14 protein-coding genes are annotated in these 15,355 nt (G+C 70.4%); 8 read left to right on the forward strand and 6 right to left on the reverse strand.

Features of this window, described 5'->3' with window-relative positions:
- Positions 1–120 precede the first annotated feature (120 nt).
- On the forward strand, positions 121–2,940 hold the full coding sequence (gene glnE, locus ACYVBS_RS11780) for a bifunctional [glutamate--ammonia ligase]-adenylyl-L-tyrosine phosphorylase/[glutamate--ammonia-ligase] adenylyltransferase (protein ID WP_460823834.1): 2,820 nt from the start codon (positions 121–123) through the stop codon (positions 2,938–2,940).
- Positions 2,941–2,959: 19 nt separating this feature from the next.
- Here glnE and ACYVBS_RS11785 read toward each other — a convergent pair whose 3' ends face one another.
- Positions 2,960–3,961: a mitochondrial fission ELM1 family protein gene (locus ACYVBS_RS11785; protein ID WP_460823835.1), complete on the reverse strand. Its 1,002-nt coding sequence runs from the start codon at positions 3,959–3,961 to the stop codon at positions 2,960–2,962.
- Positions 3,962–4,059: 98 nt separating this feature from the next.
- Between ACYVBS_RS11785 and ACYVBS_RS11790 the strand changes: the two genes are divergently transcribed.
- From ACYVBS_RS11790 to ACYVBS_RS11815, 6 genes are all read left to right on the forward strand, one after another.
- Positions 4,060–4,650: a malonic semialdehyde reductase gene (locus ACYVBS_RS11790; RefSeq protein WP_460823836.1), complete on the forward strand. Its 591-nt coding sequence runs from the start codon at positions 4,060–4,062 to the stop codon at positions 4,648–4,650.
- Complete coding sequence (locus tag ACYVBS_RS11795; protein WP_460823907.1) at positions 4,647–5,405, forward strand: YceI family protein; 759 nt, start codon at positions 4,647–4,649, stop codon at positions 5,403–5,405. Before ACYVBS_RS11790 ends, ACYVBS_RS11795 begins: the two co-directional genes overlap by 4 nt.
- A 104-nt stretch (positions 5,406–5,509) precedes the next feature.
- Entirely contained in the window at positions 5,510–6,220 is a 711-nt protein-coding gene (locus tag ACYVBS_RS11800) for a pirin family protein (RefSeq protein WP_460823837.1), read from the forward strand.
- 81 nt (positions 6,221–6,301) lie between these two features.
- A complete protein-coding gene (locus ACYVBS_RS11805; RefSeq protein ID WP_460823838.1) occupies positions 6,302–6,499 on the forward strand; it encodes a zinc-finger domain-containing protein in 198 nt (65 codons plus the stop codon).
- Positions 6,500–6,526: 27 nt separating this feature from the next.
- Positions 6,527–7,642: a glycosyltransferase gene (locus ACYVBS_RS11810; protein WP_460823839.1), complete on the forward strand. Its 1,116-nt coding sequence runs from the start codon at positions 6,527–6,529 to the stop codon at positions 7,640–7,642.
- Between the two features lie 40 nt (positions 7,643–7,682).
- Positions 7,683–8,981, forward strand: a complete 1,299-nt coding sequence (locus tag ACYVBS_RS11815) for an O-antigen ligase family protein (protein WP_460823908.1) — start codon at positions 7,683–7,685, stop codon at positions 8,979–8,981.
- On the opposite strand, the gene ACYVBS_RS11820 is transcribed toward ACYVBS_RS11815, so the two are convergent.
- Positions 8,957–9,886 (reverse strand): glycosyltransferase family 9 protein, encoded by a 930-nt coding sequence (locus ACYVBS_RS11820; RefSeq protein ID WP_460823840.1) that lies wholly within the window; start codon positions 9,884–9,886, stop codon positions 8,957–8,959. The genes ACYVBS_RS11815 and ACYVBS_RS11820 overlap by 25 nt on opposite strands.
- 10 nt (positions 9,887–9,896) lie before the next feature.
- On the reverse strand, positions 9,897–10,811 hold the full coding sequence (gene lpxL, locus ACYVBS_RS11825) for an LpxL/LpxP family Kdo(2)-lipid IV(A) lauroyl/palmitoleoyl acyltransferase (protein WP_460823841.1): 915 nt from the start codon (positions 10,809–10,811) through the stop codon (positions 9,897–9,899).
- 76 nt (positions 10,812–10,887) lie between these two features.
- Here lpxL and waaA point away from each other — a divergent pair, with 76 nt between their 5' ends.
- The gene (gene waaA, locus ACYVBS_RS11830) at positions 10,888–12,225 is read left to right on the forward strand and encodes a lipid IV(A) 3-deoxy-D-manno-octulosonic acid transferase (protein ID WP_460823842.1); all 1,338 of its coding nucleotides are present in this window, start codon (positions 10,888–10,890) and stop codon (positions 12,223–12,225) included.
- A gap of 139 nt (positions 12,226–12,364) precedes the next feature.
- On the opposite strand, the gene ACYVBS_RS11835 is transcribed toward waaA, so the two are convergent.
- The 3 genes from ACYVBS_RS11835 to ACYVBS_RS11845 all read right to left on the reverse strand — a co-directional run bounded on the left by ACYVBS_RS11835 (position 12,365) and on the right by ACYVBS_RS11845 (position 15,353).
- Complete coding sequence (locus ACYVBS_RS11835; RefSeq protein ID WP_460823843.1) at positions 12,365–13,804, reverse strand: TolC family outer membrane protein; 1,440 nt, start codon at positions 13,802–13,804, stop codon at positions 12,365–12,367.
- A gap of 12 nt (positions 13,805–13,816) precedes the next feature.
- Positions 13,817–14,470: a protein-L-isoaspartate O-methyltransferase family protein gene (locus tag ACYVBS_RS11840; protein ID WP_460823844.1), complete on the reverse strand. Its 654-nt coding sequence runs from the start codon at positions 14,468–14,470 to the stop codon at positions 13,817–13,819.
- Positions 14,471–14,687: 217 nt separating this feature from the next.
- Complete coding sequence (locus ACYVBS_RS11845) at positions 14,688–15,353, reverse strand: TetR/AcrR family transcriptional regulator (protein WP_460823845.1); 666 nt, start codon at positions 15,351–15,353, stop codon at positions 14,688–14,690.
- Between the last annotated feature and the right edge of the window lie 2 nt (positions 15,354–15,355).

Raw genomic sequence — 15,355 nt, forward strand, 5'->3', positions numbered from 1 at the left:
TTATTGCGCGATCCTCGGGGGTGGCGCTGCGCCAAACAGCTCTGGTGCCCCGCGGGTTTCGCGTGCCAGTGATCCGTGTCCCGCCATCGGCCGCGGAAGCGGGCATGACAGAATCGCGCCATGGATTCCGCTCCCCACGCCGTCGCCTCGCAAGCTCCTGTGTACTCGCCGCACGTGGAGCGGGCCTTCGTGCGCCTGCGCGCCAGCGGCCCCGGCGTCGCCGAGCGACTCGACCAGCCCGAAATCGCCGCCCGGGTGGCGCAGGTGGTCCAGGTCAGCGATTTGGCCGCCCACACCCTCGCCTCCCAGCCGTCCCTGCTGGATCGGCTGCTGGAAGACGACGGCGGTGACTGGCCGGTCCCTGCGCTCACCCTTGAGCAGCGTGCGGAATGGCCTGCGCTGTTGCGGCGCCACCGCACCGCGGTGTCGACCCGGCTGATATGGCGCGACGTGCTGGGCTTCGACGATGTCGCCGCCACGCTGCGCGGCGCCACCCAGCTGGCCGACGACTGCCTGCAGGCAGCGCTGGCGGCACTGGAGGGCGAATTCACCGCCCGCCACGGCATCGTGCGCGATGCGGAGGGGCGCGCGCAGCGGCTCGTGGTGTTCGGGCTGGGCAAGCTGGGTGGCGGCGAACTCAACTTCAGTTCCGACGTCGACCTGGTCTACGCCTATGAGCACGAAGGCGAATCCGACGGGCCCAGGCCGTTGCCGGCCGAACAGTATTTCGCGCGACTCGGCCAGCAACTCGCGAAGCTGCTGGACGACATGACCGCGGACGGTTTCTGCCACCGCGTGGACCTGCGCCTGCGCCCGTATGGCAATGCCGGTCGCGTGGCCTGGTCGTTTGCCGCAATGGAGCAGTATTTCCAGCGCGAAGGCCGGGACTGGGAGCGCTATGCATGGCAGAAGGCGCGGCCGGTGGCGGGTGACATCGAGGCGGGCGAGCGATTCCTCGATGCGCTGCGCCCCTTCGTCTACCGCCGCTACCTCGATTACGGCGCACTGGATGGCCTGCGCGCGATGAAGGCCGCGATTGCCGCGGAAGTGGCGCGCAAGGAGATGGCGGACGACATCAAGCGTGGACCCGGCGGCATCCGCGAGATCGAGTTCCTGGTGCAGGCGTTGCAGCTGATTCGCGGTGGGCGCGAGCCGGAACTGCGCGGCCGGCAGTTGCACCCGGCGCTGCAGGCGCTGGTGGCCGCGCACCAGGTCACCCCGGAAGCGGCGCAGGCGCTGGTCCAGGCCCATCGCTACCTGCGGCGTCTGGAGAACCGGCTGCAGATGCTGCGCGATGCGCAGACCCACGCCCTCCCCACCAGTCCGGAGGACCGCGAGCGAATCGCCAGCGGCTTGGGGTATCCCGGGTGGGATGCGCTGCGTGCCGAACTGGACACGCACCGTCACCGCGTGAGCGAGGAATTTGCCGCGTTGTTGTCACCGCGCCAGCGCAGCAGCGCGCCCGACGCGCTGGCCACGTACTGGCAGTTGCTGCCCGACGGCGGTGAGGCCGAAGTCTTGGCCGACGCGGGTTTCGTCGAAGCCGGCAACGCCGACGCGATGCTGCGCGACTTCTCCCGCAGCCCGGGCGTCCGCGGCTTGTCCACGGGCGCGCGGCAGCGTCTGGATCGGGTGCTGCCGGCATTGCTGCAGGGTGCGGTCACGGCGACCCAGCCGATGCTGGCGCTGCGGCGATTGCTCGACCTGCTGCACAACGTGCTGCGCCGAAGCGCGTACCTCGCGCTGCTGGACGAACAGCCGGCAGCCTTGGCCCGGCTGGTCGAAGTGGTGGGACGCAGCGCGTTGCTGGCCGAACGCCTCGCCACCCATCCTTTGCTGCTCGACGAACTGCTGGATGCGCGTGTCGCCGGCCCACTGCCCGGGCGCGAGGCGCTGTTCGAAGCCTGCACCGCGGTGGATGGCGGCGATGACACGGAAGCCACGCTGCAAGCACTCAACGAGGTGCGTCAGGCGCTCAGTTTCCGCATCGCATTGGCCCAGCGCGACGGCCGCCAAGGAGCGGTGGACAGTGCGCGGCAACTCGCCTGGCTGGCCGACGGCGTGGTCGCGCGTGTGCTGCAACTGGCGCAACAGGAGGTACGCGGCGCCCACGGTGACGTGCCCGGCGCGCAGTTCGCGGTGATCGGTTACGGCAGTCTGGGCGGCGAGGAACTGGGCTTCGGTTCCGACCTCGACCTGGTCTTCCTCTACGACGCGCCGGCAGATGCGCAATCCGATGGCGGCCGACCGCTGGAGGCCGTGCGCTGGTTCGCGCGCCTGGCGCAGAAAGTGGTGGCCTTGCTGGGCGCGGTGACCGCCGCTGGCCGCCTGTTCGACGTGGACGTACGCCTGCGCCCGGACGGGGCGAAAGGGCTGCTGGTGTCCAGTCTGGCCAGCTACAGCGAGTACCAGCGCGAGCGCGCGTGGACGTGGGAACACCAGGCGCTGGTGCGTGCCCGCGGCGTGGCGGGCGACGCGGCGCTGCTGTCCCGCTTCGAGGCCGTGCGCGCGGAGACGCTGTCGCGTCCGCGCGATCCCGCCAAGGTGGCCGAGGAAGTGGTGGCGATGCGCCAGCGCATGCGGGCCGAGTTGGACCGCACCGACGGCGCGCTGTTCGACCTCAAGCAGGGCGCGGGGGGTCTGGTGGATCTGGAGTTCCTGCTGCAGGCCACGGTGCTGGCGCATGCCGGCGCGTGCACCGCGCTGCAGGTGCCGCGCGAAACCGCCGAGTTGATCACCGCCGCCGAGGCCTGCGGCCAGCTGGGCGCCGACGAGGCCGCACGCCTGCGGCAGGCGCACATCACGCTGCTGACGCTGGGGCTGGAATGCACGTTGGACCGTCGCCCGCGGCGAGTGCCTTTTGACGAGCGATTGGAGGCGGCACGTGCGGCGGTGCAAGCGGTGACGCGGACCCACGGGCTGGCCTTCGACGTCGGCTGACCCCGACCGGCGCTGTCGGTCAGCGCTGCTCCTGCCACCCCAGCCGTTGCATGACTTCGGCCGCCACGCGGGGCGTCTCACGGAGGGCGGTGACGTCGTAAGGCGTCAGCCGGTCTGCCAGTGGACGCACCCGCCCCAGCGTGTGGAGTCGCTCGACGAATCGCCTGGGACGTCCCTGGGCCTCCCCCGCGACAAACACCGGGACATTGGTCGCCGCGGCCTCCGACAGCATGTTGACCGAGTCAGCGGTGCACACGATGCGGTCCGCCCAGCCCAGCAGGCCGGGGTAGGGGTTGGCCTCCCCGGCGAGGGCGGTTCCGGTCCACATCACGCCAGGCACCTCCGCCAGATGCGCCTGCATCCGCTCGATGGCCGCGGCCGGCGTGCGTCGCGAGGCGGTGGCCAGCACGCTGCCGCCCTCGGCACGCACGAAAGTCACCAACGCCCCCAGCCACCGCTCGAACGAGGTCACGTCGAAGTCGCCCGCATGGGTCGCGCCGCCCACCAGCAGCGTCGTTCGCGGGCCCGGCAGCGCGCCCAGCGGCGCGAAGTCACGGCGGGCCGCCGCGAGCCACAGGTCATCGACCGGGTTCAGGCTGCCCGTCACCGGGATCACGTTGTCGCCGCTCAGGCCGTCGTGGGTGGGCACCACCAGCAGATCCCAATGCGTGGGCGGGAGGCGAGGGTCAAGGATCTGCACGGCGCGTGCGCCGCCCTCGCGCGCGAGGCGGGTGGCCAGCGCGGCCTGTCGCCCGCAGCCGATCACCAGCGCGGGTGGGTGCGCCAGCGCGTTCGCAAACGCAGGTCCGAAGGCATGTCGGCTACCGGGGCAGCGACGGGGTGCCACCCAGCGCCAGGGCGCCCGCGACTGCAGCGTCCACGCCTTGGCGGCGAGGCCCAGGGCACTGGCCAGCGCCTCGGCCTGGCGAACGTTTCCGGCGGCGCCGTCGGTCAGCGTCCAGGCGTCGGGCGGGCGCCGCCCCCCGCGTTCCTGCCGGTCGGGTTGTTGCACGTTTGTCATCAATCCGTTCCGGAAGGCGTCACTGTGCCGCTGCTCGCGAGACTCTACACTTTCCTCCAACGGTCGCGTCACCCGGCGCGACACCCATGGAGATGATGATGTCCCGGACCCTGCCCACCGCGTCGCTCGAGCAACTGTTCACCACCGCCCGCACCCACAACGAACTGGGCGGCGAAGTGAGCGACGACACCCTGCGCCAGCTGTACGAACTGGCCAAGTGGGGCCCGACCAGCGCCAACTCCTCGCCGGCGCGCTTCGTCTTCGTGAAGTCCGCCGAAGCCAAGGCCAAGCTCGGCCCGGCGTTGGACGAGGGCAACTACGCCAAGACCATGGCTGCCCCGGTCACCGTCATCGTCGGCTACGACCTGGCGTTCTTCGAGAAGCTGCCGTTCCTGTTCCCGCACACCGATGCCAAGGGCTGGTTCGACACCAAGCCCGACGACGTGCTGGAGACCATCTGCCTGCGCAACGGCAGCCTGCAGGGCGCGTACCTCATCCTGGCGGCGCGTGCGCTGGGCCTGGACTGCGGTCCAATGTCGGGCTTCGACAACGCCAAAGTCGACGCCGCGTTCTTTGCCGGCACCCGGATCAAGTCCAACTTCCTCGTCAACCTCGGCCACGGCGATCAGGCCAAGTTGTTCCCGCGTTCGCCGCGCCTGCCGTTCGACGAGGCCGCGCAGATCCTCTGATCGTTCGCGGGCGTTGCCGTCGAAACGGCCTGCAATGTCCAACGCCGTGCGTGCCGTCCACCCCGACCGGGGGCGCGGCACGCCCTGCGACCCCTTCCTCCCCCGCTCGACCTTCCACCCCACGCCCGGAGCACCCCATGTTCAAGCGCCTTGTCCTCGCCACTGCCCTGTTTACCGCGACCGCCGCCGCCTTCGCCGCGCCGGTCAGCTACAAGATGGACCCCAACCACACCGACGTCGTCGCCAGCTGGAACCACTTCGGCTTCTCCAACCCGATCGCCCACTTCGGCCAGGTCGACGGCACCATCGTGTATGACGCCGACAACGTCGGTCAGTCCTCGGTCAACGTCACCATCCCGCTCGCGGGCCTGAACGCCAACGTGGCCGCGTTCAACGAGCACTTGCGCAGCGCCGACTTCTTCGACGCCGCCAAGTACCCGGCCATCACCTTCAAGAGCACCAAGGTCGAGGCCGCCGGCGACGGCAAGCTGCGCGTGTTCGGCGAGCTGACCATCAAGGAAACCACCAAGCCGGTGGTGCTGGACGTGACCATCAACAAGATCGGCGAGCAGCCGATGGCGAAGAAGCTGGCCGCCGGTTTCGATGCCAGCACCACCATCAAGCGCACCGACTTCGGCGTGGGCCTGTACGCCCCCAATGTCAGCGACGAGGTGACCATCCGCATCACCACCGAAGCGCTGGGTCCGAAGGTCGAGGCGGCTGCGCCGGCCAAGGGCAAGGGTAAGGGCAAGTAAGCATCGGCAAGCCACCGCCTGCGGACCACCGTCCGCAGGTGGTCGCCGGGCCGTCATCGCGCTTGGCGAACCTGCCGCGAGGCGTGATCCTCTAAACTGCACGGATGATCATCGAACGCCCATCCTCGGCCCGCGGCCACGTGCGCGCGGGCTGGCTCGAGAGCCGGCACACGTTCTCGTTTGGCCACTACTACGACCCGGCCTGGATGGGCTTCGGCCCGCTGCGGGTGATCAACGAAGACCGCGTCGCCCCCGGCGCGGGCTTCCCGCCTCACCGCCACGCGAACATGGAAATCCTCAGTTACGTGCTTGAGGGCGGACTGTCGCACCAGGACAGCAGTGGCGGCGGTGGCGTGATCCGCCCCGGAGAGCTGCAGTGGATGAGCGCCGGACACGGCGTGGAACACAGCGAGTTCAATGCGTCGCAGGACGCGCCGGTGCACTTCCTGCAGATATGGATTCAACCCGACCGGGTCAACGCCGCGCCCACCTATGCGCAGCAGGCCTTCGATGCGGCCGAGCGCCACGGCGCCTGGGCCACGCTGGCCTCCGCCGAGGGCCGTGAAGGTGGGCTGCCGATCCGCCAGGACGCGCGCCTGGTTGGCGCATTGCTGGCGGCCGATGACGAGGTCGATTACCCACTGGAGGCGGGACGGCTGTACTGGCTGCAGGTCGCCACCGGCGAGGTCGAGGCCAACGGCCGGACGCTGGCCGCTGGCGATGCGCTGGGCTTCGCCGACGAAAGCGGCACGGTGTCGGTGCGTGGTCGCGGCGCGGGCCGCGCCGACGTGCTGTTGTTCGACCTGCCGCGCTGAGGCCCGTCGGCCGCGATGCGGCCCCCCGGGGCCGCCGCTGGTAAACTGCCGGTCCAAGCCGCATTGCTTCCCACGACCGCCATGACCGCAGCCAACACGCATCCCACCCAGGCCAACGCCGAGCAGCGTTACGTCGTGCATCGCAGCGACCTGCCGCTGAGCTGCCCGATGCCGTCGATGGCGCTGTGGAATTCGCACCCGCGCGTGTACCTGCCGATCGAAGCCGAGCGCGAGTGCCAGTGCCCGTACTGCGGCGCGCACTACGTGCTGGAAGACTGATCCCCGGTCCGCACGTCGCGACGACGCGTGTCCGCGCGCCTGACCGTCGTGCAGTTGCTGCCCGCGCTGGAGTCCGGCGGGGTAGAGCGCTCCACCCTTGAGATTGCCGAGGCGCTGGTCGCAGCCGGCCACCGCGCCATCGTGGTGTCCGCCGGCGGCCGCCTGGTGCCGCGCCTGCTTGCCAGCGGCGCCGAACACGTCGCGCTCGACATCGGCCGCAAGTCCCTGCTGACACTGCGTCACGTGCGCACGCTGCGCACGCTGTTGCGGCGCGAGCGCGTGGACATCGTGCATGCCCGCTCGCGCTTGCCCGCATGGGTCGGGCGCCTGGCGCTGCGCGGGATGCCGGCGGCGACGCGGCCGCATTGGGTCACCACCGTCCATGGTCTCAATTCACCCTCGCGCTACAGCGCGGTGATGGCCAGCGGCGAGCGGGTGATCTGCGTGTCCGACACGGTGCGCGAATACGTGCTGCGGCACTACCCCGACACGCCGCGCGTGCGCCTGCGGGTGATTCCGCGTGGCATCGCGCCCACCGCCTTCGCGCGCGCGCCGTCGGAGGATCCCGAGGCGCGGGCCTGGGCGGCGATGCAGCACCCGGCATTGGCTGGCGATGCCCCGCTGTTGCTGCTGCCCGGCCGGGGCACCCGACTCAAGGGCCACGCGGATGCATTGGCGCTGGTGGCGGCACTGCGCGACGCCGGTCGTGACGTGTGCCTGTGGCTGCCGGGGGCGCGCGAGCCGGGGCGCGAAGCGTATATCGCCGAACTGGAGGCCGAGGCCGCGCAACTGGGCATCGCCAACCGCGTTGCCTTCACCCCGCCCACCGACGCCATCGCCCGCGCGTATGCGGCGAGTGCGCTGGTGTTGCAGCTGTCACGCAAGCCGGAGGCCTTTGGCCGCACCGTGATCGAGGCCCTGGCCGTCGGGCGTCCGGTGCTGGGGTGGGCCCACGGTGGCGTGGGCGAGCTGCTGCGCGAGTTGCAGCCCGGTGGCGCGGTGGCACCCTTCGACCCGGAGGCCTTGCGGATAACAGCGCAGCAACTGCTCGCCCATCCGCCACCGCCACCCGTTACGATGCCGCACACCTTGCGTGCTATGCAGGAGGCCACGCTTGCCGTCTACGCCGAACTTGTCCGCTGATCCCGCTCGCCTCGCAGGCGCCGGTCCGCGCCCGCAGCCCGTGCAGGGTTGGCGCTGGGCGCCGGCATGGATCCTGGCGCACGTGGCACTGTGGCCCGCGGCGGGGTATGCCGAAGGCGTGCTCGCGCTGGGCGCACTGGTGGCCCTGGCCAAGCTGATCGTGTCCCGCTTCCGCGGCGGAGACCAGCTGCTGAGCCACCAGGCCTGGGCGCTGACCAGCGTACTGTTCTTCGCCTACTGGTTGCCTGAGCTGGTGTCGGCCTTCGACGCAGTGGATCGCGTGCACGCCTTCGCCCAGACCGCCGAGGACCTGCGCTACCTGCCGTTCCTGTGGCTGGCCGCCTCCGCCGTCGCCAACGAGCATGGGCGACGGGTGACGTTCGGCGGGCTCGCCGTGATCCTGGCGGTGTGGGTGGTCGATGCGCTGTTGCAGGCCTTGTCCGGGACCAGTCCGCTGTTTTTCGGCATCGATGCGATCAAACAGGCCATCAGTGGGCACGGCATGTGCAGCGCCCAGGAAGTCGCCGCCCTGGATCGGCTCAGCGGTGTGCTGGGGCCCTGCAACCTCAAGTTGGGCGTTGTCGTGGCCAGCCTGTCTCCGTTCCTGCTGTATGCCGCGGCCGCGCGCCTTGCGACCGCGGGATGGCTGATCTCGGCCGCTTTGGTCGGCCTGGTCGTGCTGCTGGCGGGCGCACGCGCGGCGTGGCTGACCTATGCGCTGGTGCTGGTCTGTTCCGGTTGGCGGCTGCTGGGCTGGAAGAAGCTGGGGCTCACGCTGGCCTTTGGGGCCGTCGCCCTGGTGGTGGTCGGCATCGGTTCGCCGCAGGTGCGCGAGCGGTTGGCACGCACCGCGCATGCCCTGGACGCGGACTCGTCCGGCGTGGACCAGGCCTTGTCGGGTCGCGGGCGTATCTGGGCCGCCGCCGCGTGCATGGTGCGCGAACATCCGGTCAATGGGGTGGGCGCCCGCGGCTTCCGCGACGCCTTCCCGGCCTGTGATGCCGAACATGGCCAGCCTGCCGCCTGGGGCGAAGGCCCCGCGTTCCACGCGCACCAGATCGTGCTGGAGATCCTGAGCGAGACCGGCGGGTTTGGCCTGCTGATGTGGCTGGCCGGTGCGGCGATGGCGTGGCGGGCCTGGCGGTTCTCGGCGCCCGCGGCGCGCGAACGGGCGCGGCCGGCCATGCTGGCGCTGGGCGTCACGGTGTTCCCGCTCAACACCCACCTGGCGTTCTATTCCACGTTCTGGGGCGGGTTCACCCTGCTGCTGGCCGCACTGTATGCGGGCAGTCTGTTGTCCGGCAGCGACGCGTCTCAGGCGGCCGGCGGCGAAAGCTGACGCAGCGCCGCCTCCACGACCGCGTCGATCGGAAGCGCGGCGAGGGGGCGGGCATCCAGGCAGTACGCGCCCCGTGCTTCGGCGCCGGTGCTGATGCGCGCCGGGTTGTCGGTGTCGAACAGCACCAGGCAGGGCGTGCCCAGGCAGGCGGCCAGGTGCGTGGGGCCGCTGTCGTTGCCAATCACCAGCGCGGCCGCCTTCAGTACGCCGGCCAGATCGTGGAGGCCCAAGGCCCGTCCCTCGCGCCGGAGCACGGTTCCCGCGAACCCGTCGCCCAGCGTGGGTTCGTCGATCCCGGGAACGGTAACCACGGTCAGGCCGTGCGCGGCCAGCCGATGGGAGCACGTGGCGTAATGCGGCCAGCGTTTGTGCGGGTTGCGTGCCGATGAGCCTGGCAAGAGGGCGATGAAGGGCGAGCCGATGCCGGCGTCGCGCAGCAAGCCGTGGACGTCGTCGGCGATCCAGTCCGGTGACGGTCGATCGGTGTGCAGGGTGGTCACACCGGCCTCGGCCAACTGCGCGGCATGGCGGTCGGTGACAGCGCCCTGCCGCAGCACGCCGGGGGGCTCCTGCGACCAGTGCACGCCCGGCGGCGACAGCCACCGTCGATAGAACCGGGTGCGTCGGGAGTTCTGCAGGTCATAGACGCGCGTGAACCCCGCCGCGGCCAGTTGCCTGCGCAGGGCAAGCATGCGGTCCAGGCGCCAGCGCGGCGCGTTGTCATCCGCTATCACCTCGTCCACCCAAGGGCAGCGACGCATGAGCGGGACGAAACCGCGCCGGGTCAGCAGGGAGATGCGCGCATTGGGATGTTGCGCGCGGATGTCGCGCAGCGCGCCATCGGCGAACACGATGTCGCCCAGCGCGCCAAGCTTGATCACGAGTACGTTGTCGCGGTCGTCCATGGCCTGCGTGTCAGAGATAGGGTGAGGTGCCGTCCGGCTGGCGCTTGAAGCGTCGGTGGATCCACAGGTACTGCTCGGGCGCGCGTCGCGCCATCGCCTCGATCGTGGCCATGACCCGCGCGGTATCGGCGGTGGCGTCGCTGGAGGGAAACGCGTCCAGCACCGGCGACAGGCGCAGGGTGTAAACGCCATCGGCGCGGCGCTCGTGGCCGAAGGCGATCACGGCGGCGCCCGACAAGCGCGCCAGCTGGTGAGTGGAGGTGAGGCTGTGCGCGGGGCGGCCAAAGAACGGCACGTACACCGCATCGCCGCGGCTGGGGTCCTGGTCGGGCGCGTACCAGAGCAGGCCACCCTGCTTGAGATGCTTGACGACCGGTCGCAGCTCGGACTTGGTGAACATCGCGGCGGCATAGCGCAGGCGGCCGCGCTTGACCGCCCACTCCATCGCCGGTTCCGCATGCGGACGGTACATCCCCGCCAGCGGCACGAAGTCGCACATCAGGCGACCGCAGACTTCCAGTGTGGTGAAGTGGCCGGAGACCACGATGACGCCACGACCTGCGGCGTGCGCCTGTTGGATATGTTCCAGGCCTTCCACCACGAGCCCGCGACGGAGCGGCGCGACCGAACCCCACCAGGCCCGCGCAAACTCGAACACGCCGATGCCGAGCGCGGCGAAATGGTCGCGCAGCAGGCGGCCGCGCGCGACGTCGTCCAGCGCCGGAAAACACAGCGCGATGTTGCGCTCGGCAATGCGGCGTCGTGCGGGCAAGGCCACGCGCAAGACCTGGCCCATGCCCCGGCCGATGGCCCGCTGCAGCGGCCACGGGATGCGCGCCAGCAGCGCCAGCGTGCCGATGCCCAGCCAGGCGGGCCAATGGCGGGGTGCGAGGGGCGGCGAGGGCATCGCGGGTGGCGTGGACATGCGCCGATTCTAGCGTCGCGTTGACGCGGGCGCCGGCGTCGCACCACGGGGGTGCCGGCTTCGCTATCCTTTCGCGATGCCCAACGACCCCATCGAACGCCTGCTGCGCGCCCTGTATTCGGCCGCGTTGTATGTGTTGGTGCCGATCACGCTCTACCACCTGGTGTGGCGCGGCTTTCGCCAGCCGGCCTATTTCCATCGGTGGCCGGAACGCTATGCGATGTACCGGGGCGCGAAGGCCTTTCCGCGCACGCTGTGGGTGCACGCGGTCTCGGTGGGCGAAGTCAACGCCGCCGTGCCGCTGGTGAATGCGCTGCGTCGGGTTCGTCCCGACCTGCGTCTGCTGGTCACCACCATCACCCCCACCGGGTCCGAACGCGTGCAGGCGCTGTGGGGCGGCGATGTGGAACATGTCTACCTGCCGTACGACCTGCCCGGCGCGGTGGGCCGCTTCCTCGAGCATTTCCGGCCGTGTGCGGCATTGATCATGGAAACGGAGTTGTGGCCGAACCTGCTGTTTGGCTGCCGCGACCATGGGGTGCCCACTTTCATCCTCAATGCGCGCCTGTCCGAGCGATCGCTCAGGGGCTACCGCGTCCTGGCGCCGCTGGTGGGGCGGGCGCTGCGCACGGTGACGCGCGTGGCCGCCCAGTCGGCCGCCGACGCGATCCGCTTCGTGCGGCTGGGGGCGCGCACCGAGCAGGTCGCCGAAGTGGGCAACCTGAAGTTCGACGTCGCCGTGCCGGACACGCTGGAACCGTTCGCCCGCGAGTGCCGTGCATCGTCGGGGACGCGCCTGGCGTGGATTGCCGCCAGCACCCATCCCGACGAGGAAGCGGCCGTGCTGGCCATCCATCGGCAGCTGCGCGCGCGTCATCCCGATCTGTTGCTGTTGTGGGCGCCACGACACCCGGAGCGGTTTCGCAGCGCGGTCGAAGGCGCGCGCGCGTTGGGCTGGCGCGTGTCGACGCGCTCGCGTTCGAAGTGGCCGGGCACGCACGACGACGTGTTCGTGATCGACACGTTGGGCGAACTGCTGCATTTCTACGCCTGTGCCGACGTGGCGTTCGTGGGCGGCAGCCTGCAAGCCATTGGCGGGCACAACCTGCTGGAACCGGCCGCGGCCGGGGTGGCCACCGTCACCGGCCCGCACCTGCACAACTTCGAGGAAATCTCGCGACGGCTGGACGAGGCCGGCGCGTTGCGCGTGGGCGCGGATGCCGCGGCGGTGGAGGCCGCGCTGACGCTGCTGCTGGCCGATCCTGTCGCGCGGGAGCGCATGGTGGAGGCCGGGCGGTCCCTGGTGGAGCGCGGGCGCGGCGCGTTGGCGCAGACGCTGATTCTGCTTCAGCCGGCCTTGCCGCCCGTGCCGGCGGGCAGCGTGGCAGCCATCCCCGTGCCAGAGGGGCGCTGAGGGGCACTGCGCCCTGCGCGTGTTGGCCGGGCTCCGATGTGGTGTTGGCGGGGTTTTGCTGGTGCTAATAGCCGAACGGCCCGCGCAAGGCGGGCCGTTCAGGGTGCCAGTAGACGGCGCATGCGCCGCCGATGCGGCGTCAGCGCGGCTGCGGAGCCTGCACGTCCACCGTCAGCAGGCGGTTGATGTCCTGCAGGTCCTCGGCGTCCAGCGTGCCTGCGGCCTGCTCCAGCGCCAGGCGGCTCTGCAGGAAGTTGTACTTGACCTGCGCATAAGCCAATTGCGCATTGAACAGGTTGCGCTGGTTGTTGAGCACGTCCAGCACGGTGCGGGTGCCCACCTCCAGACCGACCTGCGAAGCGTCGTACGCGCTCTGCGCCGACACCAGCGCCAAGCGGCGCGCCTCGACCTCGCTGATGCCGGCGATGACGGTCTGGTAGGCGTTGCGGGTGTTGCGCTCCAAGGCGCGCTTCTGCTGCTCCAGGCCATCCTGCGCGGCATCGCGCTGGGCCAGGGCCTGGCGCACGCGCGACTGGGTGGCGCCGCCGGAGAAGATCGGTACCGACAGGGTCAGGCCGACCGACGGACCGCGGCTCTCGTTGTCGATGGGGTTGGTGGAGGAGAACTGGTTGCCCCCGAAACTGCCACTGAAGGTGTTCTCACCCCAGGACTTGCTGTCGTTGTAACCGGCACCGGCGTAGAGCGTGGGCAGGTGGCCGGCACGCGCGGTCTCGACGCTGGCGTTGGCGGCGTCGACACGTGCCTGGTTGGCGGCCAAGGCCGGGTTGTTCTCCAGCGCGGCCTGCACCCAGCCATTGATGTCGCGGCCTTCCGGCGCGCTGGGCTGGAAGTCGCTGGGCAGGGCCTTCAGCGTGCGGATCGGCTGGCCGGTGATCTCCGACAGCGCCTGGTAGGCATCTTCCACCGCGTTGCGGGCCAGGATGGTGTTGGCGCGCGCACTGTCGAACTGGGCGCGAGCTTCATGCACGTCGGTGATCGGGGCCAGGCCCACTTCCAGGCGCTTGGAGGCGTAGTCGAACTGCTTCTTCAGCGCCGTTTCCGCCGCTTCGGCGGCGGCCAGCGTCTCCAGCTGCACCAGTACCTTGAAGTAGGCGGCCGACGTGCGGGTGATCAGCGAATGGCCTTCGGCCGTCAGGGTGAAGTCCCCGGCGCGGCTCAGCGCCTTCTGGCCCTTGAGCGAGGTGAATCGCGAGTGGTCGTAGACCATCTGGTCCAGATTGATGCCCATCCGGCGCGACGTGGTTTCCGTTTCGCTGTCGCCGGAGAAGCGGATCTGCGTACCCGTGTCGGGATCGAACTGGGTCTGCGTGGCAGGCCCCTCGCTGCGCGAGCGCTGCAGGGTGGCGCTGCCGTTGACCTGCGGCAGCATCGCCGCCCGCGCCTGGACCGCGCCCTCGCGGGTGGCCAGGCGGTTGGATTCGGCAGCGGCGAACTGCGGGTCGCCCGCGCGCGCCAACTCGTAGGTCTGCATCAGGTCCTCCGCCGAAGCGGTGGCCGGGAGCAGGGTGGCGGTGCCGACAACGGCAGCCAGGGCAATTACGAGCGGGCGACGGGTCATGCGGGGGGTCCTTTAGAACTCGAAAGTCGGCGCCGGCGCGGCGCCGGCAAGGTAGGGGAGGTCCGTCTCAAACAACGATTGGATGCGCGGACCGTTGACGTCGTTGTGAAGCAGTACGGCTTCCATGGCCGGCGAACGGCCGCGCACGATAAACATGCGACCGCCCGGCTCCAGCCAGTGGATGAACTTCTGGGGGATGGCGTCGACCGCGCCGGTGACGCAGACGACCTTGAACTTGCGCGGCGTATCCCACGCCATGGCGTCGGCGTTGACCACCTGCACGTTGTTGAGGCCCTGCGCCTTGATCGCGGCCTCGGCGGCGGCGGCGCGCGTGGCGTCACGCTCGACGCTGACCACGTCGCGGGCGAGTTGGCCCAGGCAGGCGGTCAGGTAACCGTTGCCCGTGCCGATCTCGAGCACGTCCTCGCTGCCGTCCAGGCCCAGGGCCTGCAGCACGCGGCCGACGATCACCGGCTTCAACGCGAACTCGCCTTCGCCCAGCGGCAGCGGCACGTCGGTATAGGCCAGCGCGCGCTGCGCGGCGGGCATGAAGTCCTCGCGCGGCAGCGTCCCGAGCACGTCGAGCACCCGCAGGTCGAGCACGTCCCACGGCCGAATCTGCTGTTCGACCATCAGTGCACGGGCGTGGGCGTAATCGATCGTCATGGTGCTGTCTCGCGGGGGTGGAACCGCGAATTGTACCGGGCGGGGGGCAGGGTGTCGGCAGGGGCCGGGGTGGACAGGATCGCCGGCCGGACGGGGCCGCACTGAGTGCCGGAAGTCACCGGGACTGTCGGCACGACGCGGGTGAGGTGTTGGGCGGCCGCCATGGCCGCGCCCCGGCCAAGGGCGCGCGGGGAAGGCGCGACGGGTGCGCCGCGGCTCATCCGGCGTTGTCGTCCGGCCGCCGCGCGTAGGCCCGCAGGAACATGTCCACCGACCCCTGTAGGTGCGCTTCCACGTCCAATGCCGCCGTGCAGCAGCCGAACACCAGCTGGTTGTAGGGCTCGCCCTTGAGTAGGGTGAAGAACTGCGCCGCAGCCACGCGGGTATCGGGAATCTCCAGCTCGCCGGCGGCCACGCGGCGCTCCAGCAGCGCGGCGAACTCGCCCTGCACGCGCATCGGTCCGCCTTCCCAGAACACCTGCGGCAGCTGCGTGCCCGCCATCTGTGGACTGCACAGGAAGCGGTGGCCGGCAATGGCTTCGGGGCTGCTGACCATGGCATAGAACGCACGGGCGATGGCCAGCAGTCGCTCGCGCACGGGGGTGCCGGGCTCGGCCGTGAACAGCGCCGACGGCACCTGCTGCTCACAGTAGCTGCGGGCCACGGCGACGAACAGCGTCTCCTTGTCGCCGAAGTGGCTGTACACGGTCAGCTTGGACACGCCGGCGGCGGCCGCGATCTGGTCCATGCTCACGCCATCAAAGCCTTGTTCGATGAACAGCCGGGTGGCCGCGCCCAGGATGGCGGCGCGTTTGCCCAGGTCCTTGGGGCGGCCAGGTCCAGTCGATTTGGCGGCGGTGGCGCGGGTGCGTTCGGCGGACATGA

This window comes from Lysobacter olei (genome assembly GCF_054777355.1).

What these genes read in the sequence shown, in the direction of transcription:
- glnE (WP_460823834.1), top strand. Translation starts at nt 121, where the DNA reads ATGGATTCCGCTCCCCACGCCGTCGCCTCGCAAGCTCCTGTGTACTCG.
- ACYVBS_RS11785 (WP_460823835.1), bottom strand. Translation starts at nt 3,961, where the DNA reads ATGACAAACGTGCAACAACCCGACCGGCAGGAACGCGGGGGGCGGCGC.
- ACYVBS_RS11790 (WP_460823836.1), top strand. Translation starts at nt 4,060, where the DNA reads ATGTCCCGGACCCTGCCCACCGCGTCGCTCGAGCAACTGTTCACCACC.
- ACYVBS_RS11800 (WP_460823837.1), top strand. Translation starts at nt 5,510, where the DNA reads ATGATCATCGAACGCCCATCCTCGGCCCGCGGCCACGTGCGCGCGGGC.
- ACYVBS_RS11805 (WP_460823838.1), top strand. Translation starts at nt 6,302, where the DNA reads ATGACCGCAGCCAACACGCATCCCACCCAGGCCAACGCCGAGCAGCGT.
- ACYVBS_RS11820 (WP_460823840.1), bottom strand. Translation starts at nt 9,886, where the DNA reads ATGGACGACCGCGACAACGTACTCGTGATCAAGCTTGGCGCGCTGGGC.
- lpxL (WP_460823841.1), bottom strand. Translation starts at nt 10,811, where the DNA reads ATGTCCACGCCACCCGCGATGCCCTCGCCGCCCCTCGCACCCCGCCAT.
- waaA (WP_460823842.1), top strand. Translation starts at nt 10,888, where the DNA reads ATGCCCAACGACCCCATCGAACGCCTGCTGCGCGCCCTGTATTCGGCC.
- ACYVBS_RS11835 (WP_460823843.1), bottom strand. Translation starts at nt 13,804, where the DNA reads ATGACCCGTCGCCCGCTCGTAATTGCCCTGGCTGCCGTTGTCGGCACC.
- ACYVBS_RS11840 (WP_460823844.1), bottom strand. Translation starts at nt 14,470, where the DNA reads ATGACGATCGATTACGCCCACGCCCGTGCACTGATGGTCGAACAGCAG.
- ACYVBS_RS11845 (WP_460823845.1), bottom strand. Translation starts at nt 15,353, where the DNA reads ATGTCCGCCGAACGCACCCGCGCCACCGCCGCCAAATCGACTGGACCT.